The sequence below is a fragment of the Lentzea sp. NEAU-D7 genome (assembly GCF_026242055.1).
Taxonomy (GTDB): Bacteria; Actinomycetota; Actinomycetes; order Mycobacteriales; family Pseudonocardiaceae; genus Lentzea.
In genome coordinates this window covers 188,295-203,283 of the sequence record NZ_JAPJDL010000007.1, presented here as the reverse complement: position 1 = coordinate 203,283, position 14,989 = coordinate 188,295, and the positions used below count along the sequence as shown (strand labels likewise).

Here is a 14,989-nt window from a genome sequence, read left to right as displayed (position 1 = left end):
GTGACAGCGTCATCCAGAACGCGCGAACCGGCTGGAAACGTGCTCTGCCAGCAGCAATGCGCCGGCTTCGCGCGCTTCCTGGTCGAGCCAGCGCAAGTGGTCGTCCGCGCGTGCCGAACGGAGGTTCCTGGCCGACTCCACGGCCTCCCGCGCGAGCTCGGTGGCCGCGGGGAGATCACCCAGGGCGAGGTGGTTGCGGGCCAGCGCCGTCAAGGTCAAGGTGCGTGCCCGGCCTTCGCCACACGTGCCGACCTTGCCGGCGAGAGCGGCGATGGCCCGCGCGGGATCGTTCAGCGCGCGCCGGTCGGCCCAGGCGTTGTGCGCCGCCACGAATCCGAGCTGGAACGCCTTCAGCGCGTCGTCGGGAGCGTTGTGGTGCAGGAACATCCGGCCCGCGCGGGTCAGCACGGAGGCGATGAGCGCCTCGTTCTCCGCCTGCCGCGCCAACGTCAGCGCCTTCGCGAAGTGCGGCAGGGCCGTGCCGGGCTGTCCGCTGTCGAACGCCGTCCACCCGGCCAGTTCGTGCGCCTCGGCGACGGCGGTCCACGAGGTGTCGTCCACGACGATCATCGGTTCGACGGCGGCGAGGTGCTCCAGAACCGCGCTGTGGCAGGCGATGCCGCCGTAGCGGCGGTCGAGCGTCCGCAACGCCTGAGTGCGCGCGGCGATCGCTTCGGGGGAGATGCGGCGCGACGGCATCGCGGGCGGCAGCCAGTCGAACGTGGGCGCGCCGACCGTGATCCGGGCGGCGTGCTCCAGAAACCGCTGCCGCGCCTCGGAGTTCGCCCTGACCAGCTCCTCGGCCTCGGGAAACCCGTCTGCCACGGCGGCCGTGCACCACTGCACGGCCTCGGCCTCCTCGCCGAGTGCGAACAGGACGTGCGCCAGCCGCACGGCGGCGTCACCGAGGCGTTGGTCTGCGGCGACCCGGAAGTGCACGGCCGCCTCGCGCAGGCGACCCGCCCGTTCCGCGGCCTCTCCCAGGCGGTACTGGCGCTCGACGGCGTCGTCGAGCTCGAACTGGGCCAGCAGCTCACTCATCACTGCCTCCGAGGATTCGTCGCAGCTCGGCACGGCCGCGGGTGAGGTGCGTGCGCACGGTCGACTCACCGACCACCAGCACCGCGGCGATCTCGCTGACCGAGTACCCGAGCAGGTGGTGCAGCGCCACGGTCTCGCGGTGCCTGGGGGAGAGTTCGCGCAACGCCGCGTGCAGCGCTTCCACGTCGTGCGCCGGCTGAACGACCTCCGGCACCTCGGCCAGCGGTGTTTCCCTCCCGTACCGCTGCTGCCACCGCCGCATGAGCCGTATGGCGACCTTGAGCACCCACGCCTCAGGTTTGTCGTACGCGTGGATGTCGCTCCATCGGTGCTGTGCGATCAGCATCGCGTCCTGCGCGATGTCCTCGACCGCACGATTGTCGCCGCTCAGAGCCGTCAGCGTCCTGGTCACCACGGGCAGGCACTCGCGGAAGAACTCCGCGAAGCCCCGATCCGGTGCGCTCAACGGCCTTCCCTTCAGCGTCCGCAGGTGTCGTTCACCGCCCTCGGGCGACCTTCACCGGTTACAGGCGGTGAAGCCACCGAAGGCTGACAGACGGAAGGGAATTCACCCGTTCGGAGTGCCTAGGGGAGGAGGTGGCGGAAGGCGGCGACCAGCAGCATGCGCTGTTGGTCGACGTCCACGCCCTCGTCCAGCTCGTCGTCCTGGCGGTACTCCCGGCCGCTGGGGGCGCCTCGGCCGCCGAACGACTCGACGCGCACGGCGATGTCCACGACGTCCGAGGACAGTTCCACAGTGGACTCGTCGTCCGGGATCGGTTCGTTCTGGTGGAACAGCTCGTAGGAGAACCGCATCCCGATCGTGCCGTCGAACGTGATCTGCTCGGTCGGCAGCCGCATCGCCTCGAACACCGCCCGGTACAAAGAGGCACCGGTGAGGTGCAGCGGGGTCATCACGACGTGCGTGGTGCCCAGGTCGTGGCTGCGCACCGAGATCGCGACGGTCGGTCCGTCCGGCGTCGGCGGGACCGGTTGCGGGAACACGGGAAGCTCCGACTTGCGGTCGGAACGCCAGGTCGCGACGAGTCGGTCGGCGGCGTCCACGAGGTCGATGTGCTTGCGGGGCGCGAGGAGGGGCGGCAGCGGTTCCTCGTCCAGCCGCACGATGAACAGGAAGGCGCGGCGGCGCGTCATCTCCAGGGTGAACGCCGCCGTCCACTCCGCCGCCGGCTCGCGCCGCGGGGTGTTCGCCGACCACAGCAGGACGTGGTAGTCGGAGGTGGCCAGTGCCTCGTCGATCGAGGTGGAAGCGTTGCCGCCGGTCGTGATCTCGTCCTCGGCCAGGTAGGCGTTGACGTTGCGGGACTCCAGTTCGGCACGGAGTTGCTCGGCGTGCGCACGGTCCTTTCCGGCGAACGACAGGAACACCTTGGGACGGGTTTCGAGCGGCACGGGGTCTCCGTTCTTCCTGAGTCTTCTGCGCAGCGGGCCCGCTGAGGTCTGGAAGCCCGCGTCGCCGTGCAGGGACCAGCACGCCCAGTCCGCCGGGTGCCGATCGGCGACTTCGACCAGTGCGTGCTGCAGGGCGCGATCTCGGGGAAGCTTCGCCAGGTGGCGGCCGAACGCGTCGAGCACCTTCCGCGCGGCCGCGTCCTCCGCCTGCCAGTGGGCGGCGACGACCGCGCCCGGCCCCGTGGCCGTGACGGCGCGGACGATGCCGGGCTCGCAGGCACCGAGCACGACCGTGCCGCACGCGCTGAAGTCCATCTCTCCCAGCGCTTCCACGGACACCCGTTCGTCGGCGAACTGAAGCCACGACTGGTCGGGGTTCATGCGGTCGTGTTCGGCCTGGGCGTCGATGCGGATGCGTTGGGAGCGCCCCTCTTCGAGAGTGCGGCGCAGCGCCGAGGCCTCCGTGCAGATCGCCGCCTCGTCGCCCCTCTGCCCGCGGGCGCCGCGCTGGCGGGGGCGCAGCGCGGACAGGCACGGCAGGCTGGACAGCGCGTGGGTCATGCCGAGGAAGAGGTTCGTGCCGGGGACGGGCAGGCCCGCCAGCGGGACGTCCGCGAGGACGCCACCCGCCACGACGACGATCCTGGTGGCCTTGGGCGGCAAGGCCCCGACGACGTCCTCCAGCCCGATCAGACCGGCCAGCTCGGCGAGCAGCGCGCCGAGGACCGCCTTGTCGTACTTGGGTTTCCAGGCCTTGAGCCGGCGGACCGTGTCGGTGAGGTCGCCGATGTGGACGGAAGTCGTCACGTGCGTGATCCTGCGGCCGACGAGCACGTGGTGGAGCTGGTCCGGCGTCGCGTGCATCATCCACACGACCTGGTCCCTCGGCAGGTGCCTCGTCGCCGCGGCGAGCCAGCGCCGGGCCGCCGGGAGGTCGGCGAAGCCCGGCAGATCGCGTCGTCCGGGCCCGGCCAGCGCGGCCTCGACGGCGACCACCAGTCCTGCCAGCGCTTTGTGACCCTCGCGCCGGGCACGGCGGGCCGCGGCGCTCACGCGGCCGTCCCGCACGTCGGGGGCCGCGCGCAGCAGCCGCAGCTTGACGCTGGGGCTGTCCCGGTGGTCCGCGAGACCCTCCTCGACGCGGTGCGACTCGGCCCAGTGCCGGGCCGCGACCTCCTCGTGGCCCGCGTCGGCGAACGTGTCCCCGAGTTTGCGCAGCGCCAGCGCGGTGAGCTCGGCGTTGCCCGCCTTGCTCGCGACCTCGAAGTGCTGGGCGGCCTTCTCGAGCCTGCCCTGCGCGTAGGCCAGTTCGGCGGCGGTCAGGTGCCACAGCGGCGAGTTCCCCTCGCCCAGCATGCCCTCGGCCTCGAGCAGCTCGTCCCGGGCGATCAGGCGGCGCACGTGGGTGAGCCGGCGTTCCGGCCGGAGCGCCTGGGTCGCGTCGGGGAGCTGCGAGATCACCTCCGGACCGGCCGCGGCGGCCAGCAGCGGGAAGAGCCTGCGGGCGGTGCCCGCCTGCCTGGTCATGACGAGCAGCACGGTCAGCTCGTACAGAACGGCGAACCTCAGCGCGGGCTCGATCTGGTAGCTGGTGACGCAGCGCGTCATCACCGCCAGCGCTTCCTCGTACCGGACCTCGCGCCGCAGCGCCGCGGCACGTTGCAGGAACTCGGCCGGCGTGCGAGGAGTGCGGTCGCGCAGCTTCGAGACGCGGGTGCCCCTGCGCACGTCGAGCAGGAGCCGGTCCCTGCCGATGTGCTCCAGGTGCTCGGGACGCCCGGCGCGGCGGAAGTGGCGTTCGGCGGCGTCGAGCTCGCTCTCCGCGGTGGGGTAGTCGTAGCGGTCCGCCGCGGCCAGCGCGGCGACGCGGGCGAGCCTCGCCTGTTCCAGTTCGGTGAGTTTCAGCTTCCGCAGCTCGCGCACGTCCCGTTCGGCCGCGACGTGATCCGTTGCGGCACTGCGGATCTGGGCCCGGAGGATCCTCAGCGTGGTGTCGTTGCCCCCGCTCAGGTACTCGTCGCACCGTTGCGCGGCCCTGGCGATGGCACCGAGGTTGAGCAGCGTCGCGCAGTGGTCGTGGGCGACGGCCGGGCTGATCTTCGCGGCCCTCACGTAGGCGAGGTCGACGCCGAGGACGTTGCCGCGCAGTGCGGCGGACCTGGCGGCCTTGACCGCGTCCGCGAGTGGGGTGCCGGGTTCGAAGTGCATCAGTTCCCGCGGCTCCGAGTGCTGCCGCTGTCCTTTGTGGCCGGTCCGCCACCGGTATAGCCGGTGCCGATCCCGCCCATAGCTCCGTCTGATCGGGACGGCGAACACGTGGCCGCCGAGGTGACCGCGCTGCCCGCGGCCGCGACGAGCACAGCCGCGACCAACGCGATGAAAAGCGTTCGTTGGCGCATGCACGATCCTCCGTGCGTCGCAGATTAACGATCCAGACGGCCCACAGATCGTTTGTCCACTTTCTGTCAACGAATCGCTCAAACGATCTTGTCGGTGCTCCTCGGCACACTGGATCCACCACCGATCCGAGGAGACCGTCATGTGCTGGAACTGCGACCACCCCGCCGGCCGCATGGAAGAACACCTGGCCACCCTGCGCCGCTGCATCGACGTGCGGGGCTGGGCGGTGCAGGCGGTGGAACGGGACCGAGCCCATCCACCCTGGGCGTACACCGTCGGCCTGACCCCGCGCGGCCTCCCGGAACTCGTCGTGACGGGCATGGCCGTGCTGGAAGCGGGCCGCCTGCTGGACGACATGGCCGAACACCTCGTCCACAGCTGCCTGCCCGAGCCGGGCCACCGCTTCACCGTGCCCGGCGGCCCACTGCTGGAGGTGGTCCGCGTGGCACGCCCCTGGGCCCACCTGCTGGTCTCCGCGCGGCTGTACGGGGAGGGCATCAAGGCCTTGCAGCTCGTGCACGCCGACGAGTCCGGGCGCTGGCCGTGGGACAGCTCCTTCGAGGGGGTGGTGGGAGGCCAGCCGGTGCTGGGGGTGAGGGCGGGGCCGCCGGGCAGGTGAGCCGGGCCGCCGGTGGCGCGGCGGAGGTGTCGCAGCGGGGCCCGCCGGGGGTTCGGTTCCGATGCCTCGGGTCCGCCGTGCCACAGGTCCGCGTGCCGTTTGCCGCCTGCGCGGCTTCCGGCTCGGGTGCGGTCGTCTGTCGGCGACCCGCAGCGTCTGCCGGCGCGAGGGCGCGTCGCGGCTCAGCGGACCCCGTTCGTGCCGTGGGCCCGCCGCTCTTCGCCTGCCTGCGGTCACGCAGCCCTGCAACCGCACGGCACCTGCCGGAGCGCGGGCTCAGCCCACCTGGCGCGGTGGCGTCGTGGCTCGCGGACACCGTTCGTGCCGTGGGCCCGCCGTCCTTCGCCCTCCGCCAGCGCAGCTCCCTGCTCACTGACGCCGCAACCTCCAGCCACACAGCACCCGTTTGCGCAAAGGCAGCCCGACCCCGAGCCGCAACCCTTCAGCCGCGCAGCACCCGCTGGCGCGGAGGTTCCGTCCAACCCAGGCGCCGCAGCCCTTCTGCCACGCGCACCGCCAGCGCGAAGACTCAACCCCGACGCCGCAGTCCACAGCCACACGGCCCCACCGGCGCCACGACCTCAGCCCACCGCCCGGTTGATCCGCTCACCCAACCCCCGCAGGTGCTCCACCAGCTCACCAGGCCCGTGCACCACGAAGTCGCACCCCAGCAGAGTCAGACGAAACGCGAGGTAGTCGATCGTGTCCTCGACGCTGTGCCAAGAACACGACCCGTCGTCGAGAGCGGTCAGGTCGCCCGCGAAGTCCGTCAGCCGCGCCCGTGCCAGTTCCACGGGCAACCGCAGGGTCGCGCGGGCCCGGAAGGTCGGCGCCGAGTCGTACATCTTCCGCGTCACGAACTCCGTCGCGTCCCCGCCGGGCGGCACGCGGGGTGTGAAGCGGGCCCCGGTGGCCAGGGCGGCGGAGACGCGGTCCAGCCGGAAGATCCGCCAGTCGTCCCGGTCCACGTCGAAAGCGAGGAGGTACCAGCGCCGGCCGAGCGCTACCAGCTGAATGGGCTCCACGTGCCGTTTCGACGTCACGTTCTCGTTGGCGACGTAGGCGAACCGCACCCGTTCGCGGGCGGCGACCGCGCCGGCGATCACGGTCAGCTGTCCTGGGTCGACCAGCGCGGCGTACGAGGCCGGGGTGGGTGCGGTGGCCGAGGTGAGCGACGAGACGCGCCGGGCCAGCCTGGACGGCAGCACCTGCTGCAGCTTCGCCAGGGCGCGCAACGACGCCTCGGCGATGCCCGCGACCGGTTGCCGGGCGGCGGTGCGCAGGCCGACCGCGATGGCCACGGCCTCCTCGTCGTCGAGCAGCAGCGGTGGCATCGCCGCGCCCGCGCCGAGCCGGTACCCGCCGAGCACGCCCATCGACGCCTCGACGGGATAGCCGAGGTCGCGCAGCCGGTCGATGTCGCGCCGCACCGTGCGCGGCGTGACCTCCAACCGGGCCGCGAGCTCGCTGCCGGGCCACTCGCGCGGTGTCTGCAGCAACGACAGCAGGCGCAACAACCGGGCCGCATCACTCATGCCGCGAACCTAGTTCAGAACTAGGACCGATGTCGTCCTACATGGCTCATACGGTTGCCCCGACGAGCAAAGGGGAGACCGGATGAACATCGTGCCCGAGGGCTACCACACCGTGACGCCGTGGCTGATCAGCCGGGGCAGGACGGCCGAGCTGATCGACTTCATCACGGAGGTGTTCGACGCGACCGAACTCGGCCGCGTCGGCGAGGCACCGGAGATCGGCCACGCGGAGGTCCGCATCGGCGACTCGGTCGTGATGCTGTTCGACCACCCGGACTGGCAGCCCACACCCGCGTTCCTGCGCCTCTACGTCGCCGACGACGCGACCACGCTCCAGCGCGCCGTGAAGCTCGGCAGCAGGATCGTCACCGAGCCGACCGAGCTGTTCTGGGGAGACCGGGTCAGCCGGTTCGCCGACCCGTTCGGCAACCTGTGGTGGCTGCACCAGCGGATCGTGGAACCCACCGCGGACGAACTGGCGGCGAGGATGGCGGACCCGAAGTTCGTCGAGGCCATGAACTACGTGCAGAGCGCGGACTTCACCCCGCGGACGTGACTCGGTCCGAGGTACAGCCCCACGGCGTCGAACTCGTCGTGGGGCTCATGACCGCCCGGCGCGTGAGAGGAAAACCCTTAGCCGGTGACCCGGTCCCGCTCGTCCGCGGTCAGCGTCGGCTCCGGCGCCGCCGACCGGGGGCCGCGCATCGTCGCCAGGAACACCTTGGGGCTCATCAGGTTCGCCATCGGCGCGGACAACGTGAACGCCTCCAGGAACGCCCGCGTCACCGGCGGCTCCGTGGTCGCCGTGCGCACGAGCCGGTCCACATAACGCTGCAGCACCCGCCCGGCCAGCGGCAACGGCTTCCCGACCGCACCCGGATACAGGATGTCCTGGTTGGTCGCCATCGCCCAGGCCCCGTCGACCACCTTGCCGATGCCGCGCTGGATCTGCTGCTCGGAGTGCCCGGCCGCCATACCGGCGTCCAGTGCCTGCGCGCTCTGCGCCGCGACCGACATCCCGTGCCCGTAGACGGGGTTGTAGGTGGCCACCGAGTCGCCCAGCGCCAGCAGGCCGCGCGGCCACGACTTCAAGCGCTCGAAGAACATCCGCCGGTTCGCGGTGCTGTGCGATCCGTACACCGGCGACAGCGGCTCCGCCTCGGCGATCAGCTCACCCACGACCGGGTTGCGCACCGAGCCGGCGAACGACACGAACTCCGACTCGTCGGTGGACGGCTCACCGCCGCGCGTCCCGGACAGCGTGACCAGCCACTTGCCGTCCTCGATGGGCAGCAGAGTCGCGGTGCGCCCGGGGAACGGGTCACGCGGGTTCGCCTGCACGTTGACGATCGGGAAACCGGAGGCGGCCGTCGGGGGCGCCTGGAAGATCCGCGTGGCGTAGGCGAGTCCGGAGTCGACGCTCTCGGAGTGCACGGCGGGCAGCCCGAAGTCCTCCAGCCACGCGGGCAACCGGGAGGCACGCCCGGTCGCGTCCAGGACCAGGTCGGCCTCCAGCGAGATCTGCTCGCGGGAGATCCGGTCCTCGACCAGCACCCCGGTCACCGCGTCCCGGTCACCGAGCAACGACACCGGCTCCGTCCCGGTCAGCACCGAGATCTTGTTGTCCCGCAACGCCTGGCTGCGCACCACCCAGTCCAGCAGGCCGCGGCTGCACGAGACGATGAACTGCATCTCGGGGAACCGCGGCACCCAGCCCTGGGCGCTCAGCGACACCAGGTCGTTCGGCACCCCGATCCGGTGCGCCCCGGCGGCGAACAACGCGTCCAGCGTGCCCGGCAGCAACGCCTCGATCGCCCGCGCGCCACCGGACATCAGCAGGTGCGCGTGCCGGGCCTGCGGCACGCCGGAACGCGGCGAGGGGCCGTCCGGCAGCTTGTCGCGCTCCACCACGGTGACCTCGTCGAAGTGCCGGACGAGGACGGACGCCGCGAGCATGCCCGCGAGCCCACCGCCGAGGACAACGGCGTGTGTCGGTGCCATCTAATCCATTCCCCCTGCTGCTTGCACGCGTGCCGCGTCGGCGACGGCGGCGTCGACGATCGGCGAGTGCTGGTACGCGCGTGAGATCCGGACCCACCTGTCGTGCTCGGCGGTCAGGTCGGTGCCGTCGACGATCACCGAGGCGGGACGGCGTTCGGGTGCCCGCGCGCGGCCGTCGGACGAACCCGCGGCGCGCAGCTGGGCGGCCTCCACGACGGCGGCCAGTTCGTCCGTGGGCAGCGAAGCCTGCCGTGCCAGGGACGTCGCGGCCTCGCCGACGCTCAGGTCGAAGTAGGGCGTGAGCGCCCAGCGCCAGTCGTTGAGCTCGATGATCTGCCGGCGCACGCGGTGGTGCGGGTTGAGGAACTTGCCGGGCGCCACCAGCACGATCCCGGGGTTCACGTGCACGAGCGCGCGGTGCAGCGGCCGCAGCGCGAAGTACGTGCGCCAGCGCCGCACCCACAGCGAGGGCGACGGGCGGCGCGGCCCGAAGACCGGCAGGGCCATCGCGATCACCAGCGGGATCATGCTCAGCGACGCCATCAGCGGAGCCGTCGTGCTCAGCACGTCGAAGCTGCGCTCGCCGGCCCAGTCCATGAGCAGCACGAACAGCTTGATGACCGCGAACGCCATGGGGAACAGCGCCGCCGCGCAGTACCAGCGCAGCCCGAGCCGCAGCCACGGCCGTGCCGAGATCGCCTGGTCCCGCGAGCCCTGCCAGCAGTGGTAGGCCTGCCCGCCGCAGCCGACCCCGGTCGCGAGGAGGTAGATGAACAGGAAGACCGCGATCGTGGGCTGCGTCGCGTAGTAGGTGTCGAAGTCGACCTGACGTTCCTCGTCGACCTCGGACTTGAAGAACAGCACGACCATCGCCGCGACGATCGTGCTGTAGCTGACGACGATCAGCCGGACCCGTTGCCACGCCTGGGCGGCCGGGTAGCGCCAGTAGATCACCAGCGCGAACGCCGCTCCGGCGAAGCAGACCACAAGGCTGTAGACGAGCAGGGCGGCGAAGTTCGGCACGCCGCTCGCCCAGTTGATCCAGGTGATGTTCGCGGGCGCCGCGAAGAGCACGGCGAACGCCGAGAAGAAGACGGTCGAGATGAGCGCGACGACACGGGGACTGCCCCAGCTCGACCGCAGCGCGCGGATCTTGTACGCGAGGAGGAGCAGACCGACGATGCCGCAGGAGAGGTAGATCAGGTTAAAGATCGCCACGACGCACCCAGCGAGATCTTCCTTCGAGTGACTCGGCCACCCGGCGCACGTGCGCGGGTTCCTCGGTGGTGGCCGTGTCGGCCCACACCCGGTGTTCCGTCAGCCTTTCCAGCAGGTGGTCGGCGAGGTTCTCGGCCTCGCGCTCCTCGTCCTCGGTCAGCGTCGTCCGCCCGGCGATGATCTTCGCCATCCGCGGCAGCAGGTGCGGCGCGAGCCTGCGCATGCCCTCGTCGCGGGTCAGCGCGACGGGCTGGTGCTTCAGCAGGACGTGCGCGAACTCGTGCAGCAGCACGTGCAGGCGGTGGTACCAGGACGGGGAGTCGGCGCAGATGACGAGGTACGTGCCGTTCTCGAGCAACGCGGTCGCACCGCTCAGGCAGACCGCGTTGGTGATGGCGGCGAAGCGGACGTCGACAGCGCGCCCGAGCCGTTCGCTCATCAGCTCGCAGACCCGGCGGCTCGCCTCCTGGTGCGTGGCGTCGGGCGGCAGGTCGAGGTCGCGGGCGACCTCGTCGACCAGCTTGCGCAGTTTCCTGCGGTTCACCCGTCGCCTCCTCTCGATGTCGTCTGCAGCGGTCCAGGCTGAGATCTTCACGCCGGCGTCGTCATCAAGTGTGGTCCGCGGACGTGCGGCGGCTGTTCAGCGGGAACGACCACCCTTCGCCGACTTCGAGCGCCTGCCGGAACCCTTCTACCGCAGCGGCCCTGGCTTGCGGGGACAGATCGCCGGTGCGTTCGGCCAGACGGGTGACGAATTCGACGACGCCGAGTTCGCGCAGGGCGAGGAAGTCCGTCAGCTCCGAGTCGACCCGTGCGGCCAGGTCGTCGTCGAAGAAGTACGCCGGATCGGCGCCGAAATGGTCGGCCAGGCCGAGGATGTGCTTGAGCCGCGGGTTGTCGCTGGTGTTGCTCAGGAGCTCGCGGATGTAGCTGGCGGAGATGCTGCCGAACTGGCCCGACGCGCTGATCGCGGCCGCGACCTCCTCCGGCGACCACGGCCCGCGGTCGGGCGGGTGCACTGCCTCGAAGAGCGTGCTCAACGCCGTCGGGCGCCAGCCTGGCCGTTCCGCCGGGTGCAGCTCACGGCGTCCGTCGAGGAACGCGGCGGGGTGCACGCCGAGCGCGTCGGCCAGGTCGACGATCGCCTGGCAGGTCGGGTTGTCCTTCACGCCGAGCCGCAGCTGCGAGATGTAGCCGTGCCCGATGTCCCCGCCCCGTGACTTCACCGCGGCGGCAAGCGCTACGTTGGTGACCTTGCCTCGGCCATCGGGCGGGTTGTTGCACAGCTCGTTGAGGACCTCGGCGAACGGCCTCACGCCACACCTCCGCTGGAGCGACCAAGGGCCTTGGGGATCTTTCCACTGTTGTGGAACCAAGAGAGCATATGGCATCACAAGGGTTGAATCCACCTGTCCGTAGCTCTATGATCACACTCCGCCGCTTGCACTGATGTGTCGCGTTTGATCCGAACGACGTCACGGCAGTTGAAAGTGGCAGATCGGGCCGGTCAGAGCTGAAGTCTGGGGGGACTCATGGCGACTGCGCGGATGGGGCTACCGGTGGACCACGGTTCTCTGCGCCTGCACGACGAGAGCGCTCCCTCGCGCTGCGGCTCGTGCGCACAACCCGTTGGCGCGTGGGCGACTGACCGCTTGACGGGCCTGCTCGGCCGTTGGGGCTGGGACGACCAGGCACCCGCGACGTACCGCCGCGCCCAGCGCCGGTGGGAGCAGGTCGCGCTGCTCATGATCGACCTCGACCGGTTCAAGAAGATCAACGACGAGTACGGCCACCCCGCCGGCGACGTCGTGTTGAGCGATGTCGCCGCGGTGCTGACCGCTCACACGCGCCCGACCGACCTCGTGTGCCGCCACGGTGGCGACGAGTTCCTCGTGCTGCTGCCCCGCACCACGGGCCGAGAAGCGGTCATGGTGGCCGAACGCATCCTGCGCGGCATCCGCGCGCTGCAGACCGAGATCACCACGAACGACGGCTACCACGTCACCCTGCACGGCCAGACGGCGTCCATCGGCGTCGCATCCCACGTGCCCACCGCCGAGGACACGCTGATCGACCTGGTTCGCGACACCGACGCGGCCCTGCAACGCGCCAAGCGCGGCGGCCGGGCCCGCGTGCAGATCCACGACCCGGGCGCGTACGCCGCCGAGCGCAAGGCGGACTCCGCGGCCCTGCACCACCTGCTCGCGTTGCAGGACCTGATGAGCAGCGACCAGTTGCCGCAGGTCCTGGTCGCGCTGTCCGACGGTGCCAAGAACGCGGAAGAACTGCTGTCGAACCTCGGTCCGAAGGTGATTCTCACGCTGGAACGGCTGCAGGACAACGGTTTCGTGCTCCGCCGCGCGGCCCGCTACGAACTGACGGCCGCCGCCCGAGAGTGGATCACGGACGTGCTGCCCGCCGTCGCCGCGTGGACCAACCGCCACCACGGCCTCGTCCACTAGCACTTCCGGCGGCAGCTCCGGGGTTGGCAGCCGTCCGGCGAACACGGACAGTGTCACCCGGATGACCCCGGCGAGCGGCTGCCTTGGAGGCGGTAGAAGTCGTAGCGTGGTCGCGGGGTGATGTCGGGTGGCGAGAGTCGAGAACACCGTGTCCGGGGCCTCCTACGGGAACCTGGTGCAGGCCGGATCGATCGGAACGGTGCACGTCCATTCCGGACCACCTGGAAAACCTGTGCCGCAACAGCTTCCGCCGGCGCCGAGGCTGTTCGTCAGCCGCGCGGACCAGCTGACCGAGCTCGACAGGTGGCACGAGCGCGCGGATCACCAGATGCTCGTCGTGGTCAGCGGGCCCGGCGGTGTCGGCAAGACCTCGCTGGCGCTGAGATGGCTGCACGACACGCGTGACCAGTTCCCGGACGGTCAGCTGTACGTCGATCTCGGTGCCCACGCGGAAGCCGCGCAGCCCGACGACGTGCTCGAGTGGTTCCTCGGCGCACTCGGCGTCGAGGTGGTGCCGCCGAAGCTGGCCCAGCGGCAGGCGCTGTTCCGGTCGCTGACCGCGGACAGGTCGTTCGCGGTCCTGCTGGACAACGCCGCCAGCGCGGCACAGGTCAGGCCGCTGCTCCCGGCGTCGCCGAGCTGCGCGGTCGTGGTGACCAGCCGGTGGAGGCTCAGCCCGCTCGCCATGGACGGCGCCCGGTTCATCGAGGTCGACCCGATGGACCTGCGGGACTCCGTCGAGCTGCTGGAGCGGGTGGTGGGGGAGCCCAGGCTCGCCGTGGAGGCCGAAGCGGCACAGGAGCTCGCGCGGCTGTGCGGCGGAATGCCGATCGCGCTCGGGGTGATCGGCGCGCGGCTGTCCCGGCGGCCGCGGCGCACGCTGGCCAAGGAGGTCGACGAGCTGAGCGCGGAGAACCGCCGGCTCGCCGGTCTCGACCTCCGCGGCGGCACGACGTCGGTGAGCGCGGTGCTCGACCTGTCCTATGTGGAACTGCCGCCGCGTCAGGCCCGGCTCTACCGCCTGGCTTCGTGGCATCCGGGTGTCAGCTTCGGCGTGGGGGCCGCGGCGGCGATGCTCGCGGACGACGTCGGTGAGGTCGAGGACGACCTCGACGACCTGGTGGAGAAGAACCTCCTCATCGAAGCCGGTGACGACCGGTTCCGGTTCCACGACCTCCTGCGCCTGCACGCGCGCGGGCAGGACGACGCCGAACGCGAAGAGGCGGTTCACCGGGTGGTGGAGTTCTACCTGGACAAAGCAGTGGTCGCGGACTCGGCCGCGATCCCCGGCCGTCCGCGCGTTGGGCCGCGCTTCAAGTCCGCCGACCCGGACGTGTTCGCCTCGCGGGCCGAGGCGCTGGACTGGCTCGACCACGAACGCGACAACCTCGTGCAGTCGTTGCGCGCCGCCGACGACCACGGCTGGCCGGACCTGGTCTGGCAGCTGGCCGAGGCGATGTACGCGCTGTTCCAGCGCCGGCACCACTACTCGGACTGGGTGTTCACCCACGAACTCGGCGTGCGGGCCGCGCAGTCGTGCGGCGAGAGGACCGCCGAAGCCAGGCTGCGCAACCAGCTCGCCGTCGCGTTGCGCAACCTCGGGCGTCTCGACGAGGCGACCGCGCAGGTCCGGACCGTGCTCGACCTCGCGGGCGACCACGACCTCGGCAGCCGGGCGACTGCACTCGTGCAGCTCGGCTACACCTACAGGTTGAAGGGCGAGTTCGAGGTCGCGCTGCGGTACTACCGCGAGGCCGTTGACGTGGAGACCCTCCACGAACGCACCCGTGGCATCGGCCTAGCCCGGCGGCGCGTCGGCGAGGTCCTCGTCGAGATGGGCCGCCTCGACGAGGCGATCACGGAACTCAGGGAGTGCGAGACGCTCCTCGACAACGACGTCGACAAGGCGCGCGCACGGATGTTCCTGTCCCGTGCGCTTCTCCACTCGGACCGGCCCGACGAGGCCGCGCGCCTCGCTGACGGCGTCCTCGCCGACGTCCGCGACGCCGGTTCACCGGTGCACGTCGCCGATGCCCTCGAGCTCAAGGGCGAGATCGCCGAACGGCAGGGCGAGTTCGTGCACGCTCGCGACCACTACCGCTCCGCCCTGGCGTGCTACGGCGAATCCTTCGATCCCAGCGCCGACCGCCTCCGGGACCGGCTCGCGGCGCTGGATCGGCACGACCACGAGCGAACACCCGACGTACCGCAGCAGCAACAGCCCGGCGACCGCTACCGCGATCTCGGCTGACGGCTCAGGCCCGGTCAGCAGCACGTCCGCGAGCGTCCGCCACTTCGGC

The 14,989-nt window shown here is 71.1% G+C and carries 12 protein-coding genes; 4 read left to right on the top strand and 8 right to left on the bottom strand.

Going from position 1 to position 14,989, the window contains the following annotated elements; translation table 11 throughout:
- Positions 1-9: 9 nt before the first annotated feature.
- The 3 genes from ORI60_RS16900 to ORI60_RS16890 all read right to left on the bottom strand — a co-directional run bounded on the left by ORI60_RS16900 (position 10) and on the right by ORI60_RS16890 (position 4,662).
- Positions 10-1,041 carry a tetratricopeptide repeat protein gene (locus tag ORI60_RS16900; RefSeq protein ID WP_266038284.1) on the bottom strand — a complete coding sequence of 344 codons (1,032 nt, stop codon included), beginning with the start codon at positions 1,039-1,041 and terminating at the stop codon, positions 10-12.
- A complete protein-coding gene (locus ORI60_RS16895) occupies positions 1,034-1,507 on the bottom strand; it encodes an RNA polymerase sigma factor (RefSeq protein WP_266038283.1) in 474 nt (157 codons plus the stop codon). The genes ORI60_RS16900 and ORI60_RS16895 overlap by 8 nt, the downstream gene beginning before the upstream one ends.
- A gap of 119 nt (positions 1,508-1,626) precedes the next feature.
- Entirely contained in the window at positions 1,627-4,662 is a 3,036-nt protein-coding gene (locus tag ORI60_RS16890; protein ID WP_266038282.1) for a TIR domain-containing protein, read from the bottom strand.
- Positions 4,663-4,993: 331 nt separating this feature from the next.
- Between ORI60_RS16890 and ORI60_RS16885 the strand changes: the two genes are divergently transcribed.
- Positions 4,994-5,473, top strand: a complete 480-nt coding sequence (locus ORI60_RS16885) for a DUF4262 domain-containing protein (RefSeq protein WP_266038281.1) — start codon at positions 4,994-4,996, stop codon at positions 5,471-5,473.
- 581 nt (positions 5,474-6,054) lie between these two features.
- Here ORI60_RS16885 and ORI60_RS16880 read toward each other — a convergent pair.
- Complete coding sequence (locus ORI60_RS16880; RefSeq protein ID WP_266038280.1) at positions 6,055-7,008, bottom strand: helix-turn-helix transcriptional regulator; 954 nt, start codon at positions 7,006-7,008, stop codon at positions 6,055-6,057.
- A gap of 82 nt (positions 7,009-7,090) precedes the next feature.
- Between ORI60_RS16880 and ORI60_RS16875 the strand changes: the two genes are divergently transcribed.
- Positions 7,091-7,564 (top strand): VOC family protein, encoded by a 474-nt coding sequence (locus ORI60_RS16875; protein ID WP_266038279.1) that lies wholly within the window; start codon positions 7,091-7,093, stop codon positions 7,562-7,564.
- A 77-nt stretch (positions 7,565-7,641) separates the two neighbouring features.
- Here the strand turns inward: ORI60_RS16875 and ORI60_RS16870 are convergent, their stop codons facing one another.
- The 4 genes from ORI60_RS16870 to ORI60_RS16855 all read right to left on the bottom strand — a co-directional run bounded on the left by ORI60_RS16870 (position 7,642) and on the right by ORI60_RS16855 (position 11,543).
- Positions 7,642-9,009 carry an NAD(P)/FAD-dependent oxidoreductase gene (locus tag ORI60_RS16870; protein WP_266038278.1) on the bottom strand — a complete coding sequence of 456 codons (1,368 nt, stop codon included), beginning with the start codon at positions 9,007-9,009 and terminating at the stop codon, positions 7,642-7,644.
- The gene (locus tag ORI60_RS16865) at positions 9,010-10,227 is read right to left on the bottom strand and encodes an MAB_1171c family putative transporter (RefSeq protein ID WP_266038276.1); all 1,218 of its coding nucleotides are present in this window, start codon (positions 10,225-10,227) and stop codon (positions 9,010-9,012) included.
- Positions 10,214-10,771, bottom strand: a complete 558-nt coding sequence (locus ORI60_RS16860; protein WP_090066675.1) for a hypothetical protein — start codon at positions 10,769-10,771, stop codon at positions 10,214-10,216. Before ORI60_RS16860 ends, ORI60_RS16865 begins: the two co-directional genes overlap by 14 nt.
- Before the next feature lie 64 nt (positions 10,772-10,835).
- Positions 10,836-11,543 (bottom strand): hypothetical protein, encoded by a 708-nt coding sequence (locus tag ORI60_RS16855; RefSeq protein ID WP_266038273.1) that lies wholly within the window; start codon positions 11,541-11,543, stop codon positions 10,836-10,838.
- A 243-nt stretch (positions 11,544-11,786) separates the two neighbouring features.
- On the opposite strand from ORI60_RS16855, the gene ORI60_RS16850 reads away from it, so the two are divergent.
- Together ORI60_RS16850 and ORI60_RS16845 are read left to right on the top strand one after the other, a co-directional pair.
- A complete protein-coding gene (locus ORI60_RS16850) occupies positions 11,787-12,689 on the top strand; it encodes a GGDEF domain-containing protein (protein WP_266038272.1) in 903 nt (300 codons plus the stop codon).
- A 127-nt stretch (positions 12,690-12,816) separates the two neighbouring features.
- Positions 12,817-14,940 (top strand): ATP-binding protein, encoded by a 2,124-nt coding sequence (locus ORI60_RS16845; RefSeq protein ID WP_266038271.1) that lies wholly within the window; start codon positions 12,817-12,819, stop codon positions 14,938-14,940.
- Positions 14,941-14,989: the final 49 nt, after the last annotated feature.

Excerpts from the sequence above, each read along its gene's own strand:
- ORI60_RS16900 (WP_266038284.1), bottom strand. The coding sequence starts at position 1,041 with ATGAGTGAGCTGCTGGCCCAGTTCGAGCTCGACGACGCCGTCGAGCGC.
- ORI60_RS16890 (WP_266038282.1), bottom strand. The coding sequence starts at position 4,662 with ATGCACTTCGAACCCGGCACCCCACTCGCGGACGCGGTCAAGGCCGCC.
- ORI60_RS16885 (WP_266038281.1), top strand. The coding sequence starts at position 4,994 with ATGTGCTGGAACTGCGACCACCCCGCCGGCCGCATGGAAGAACACCTG.
- ORI60_RS16880 (WP_266038280.1), bottom strand. The coding sequence starts at position 7,008 with ATGAGTGATGCGGCCCGGTTGTTGCGCCTGCTGTCGTTGCTGCAGACA.
- ORI60_RS16875 (WP_266038279.1), top strand. The coding sequence starts at position 7,091 with ATGAACATCGTGCCCGAGGGCTACCACACCGTGACGCCGTGGCTGATC.
- ORI60_RS16870 (WP_266038278.1), bottom strand. The coding sequence starts at position 9,009 with ATGGCACCGACACACGCCGTTGTCCTCGGCGGTGGGCTCGCGGGCATG.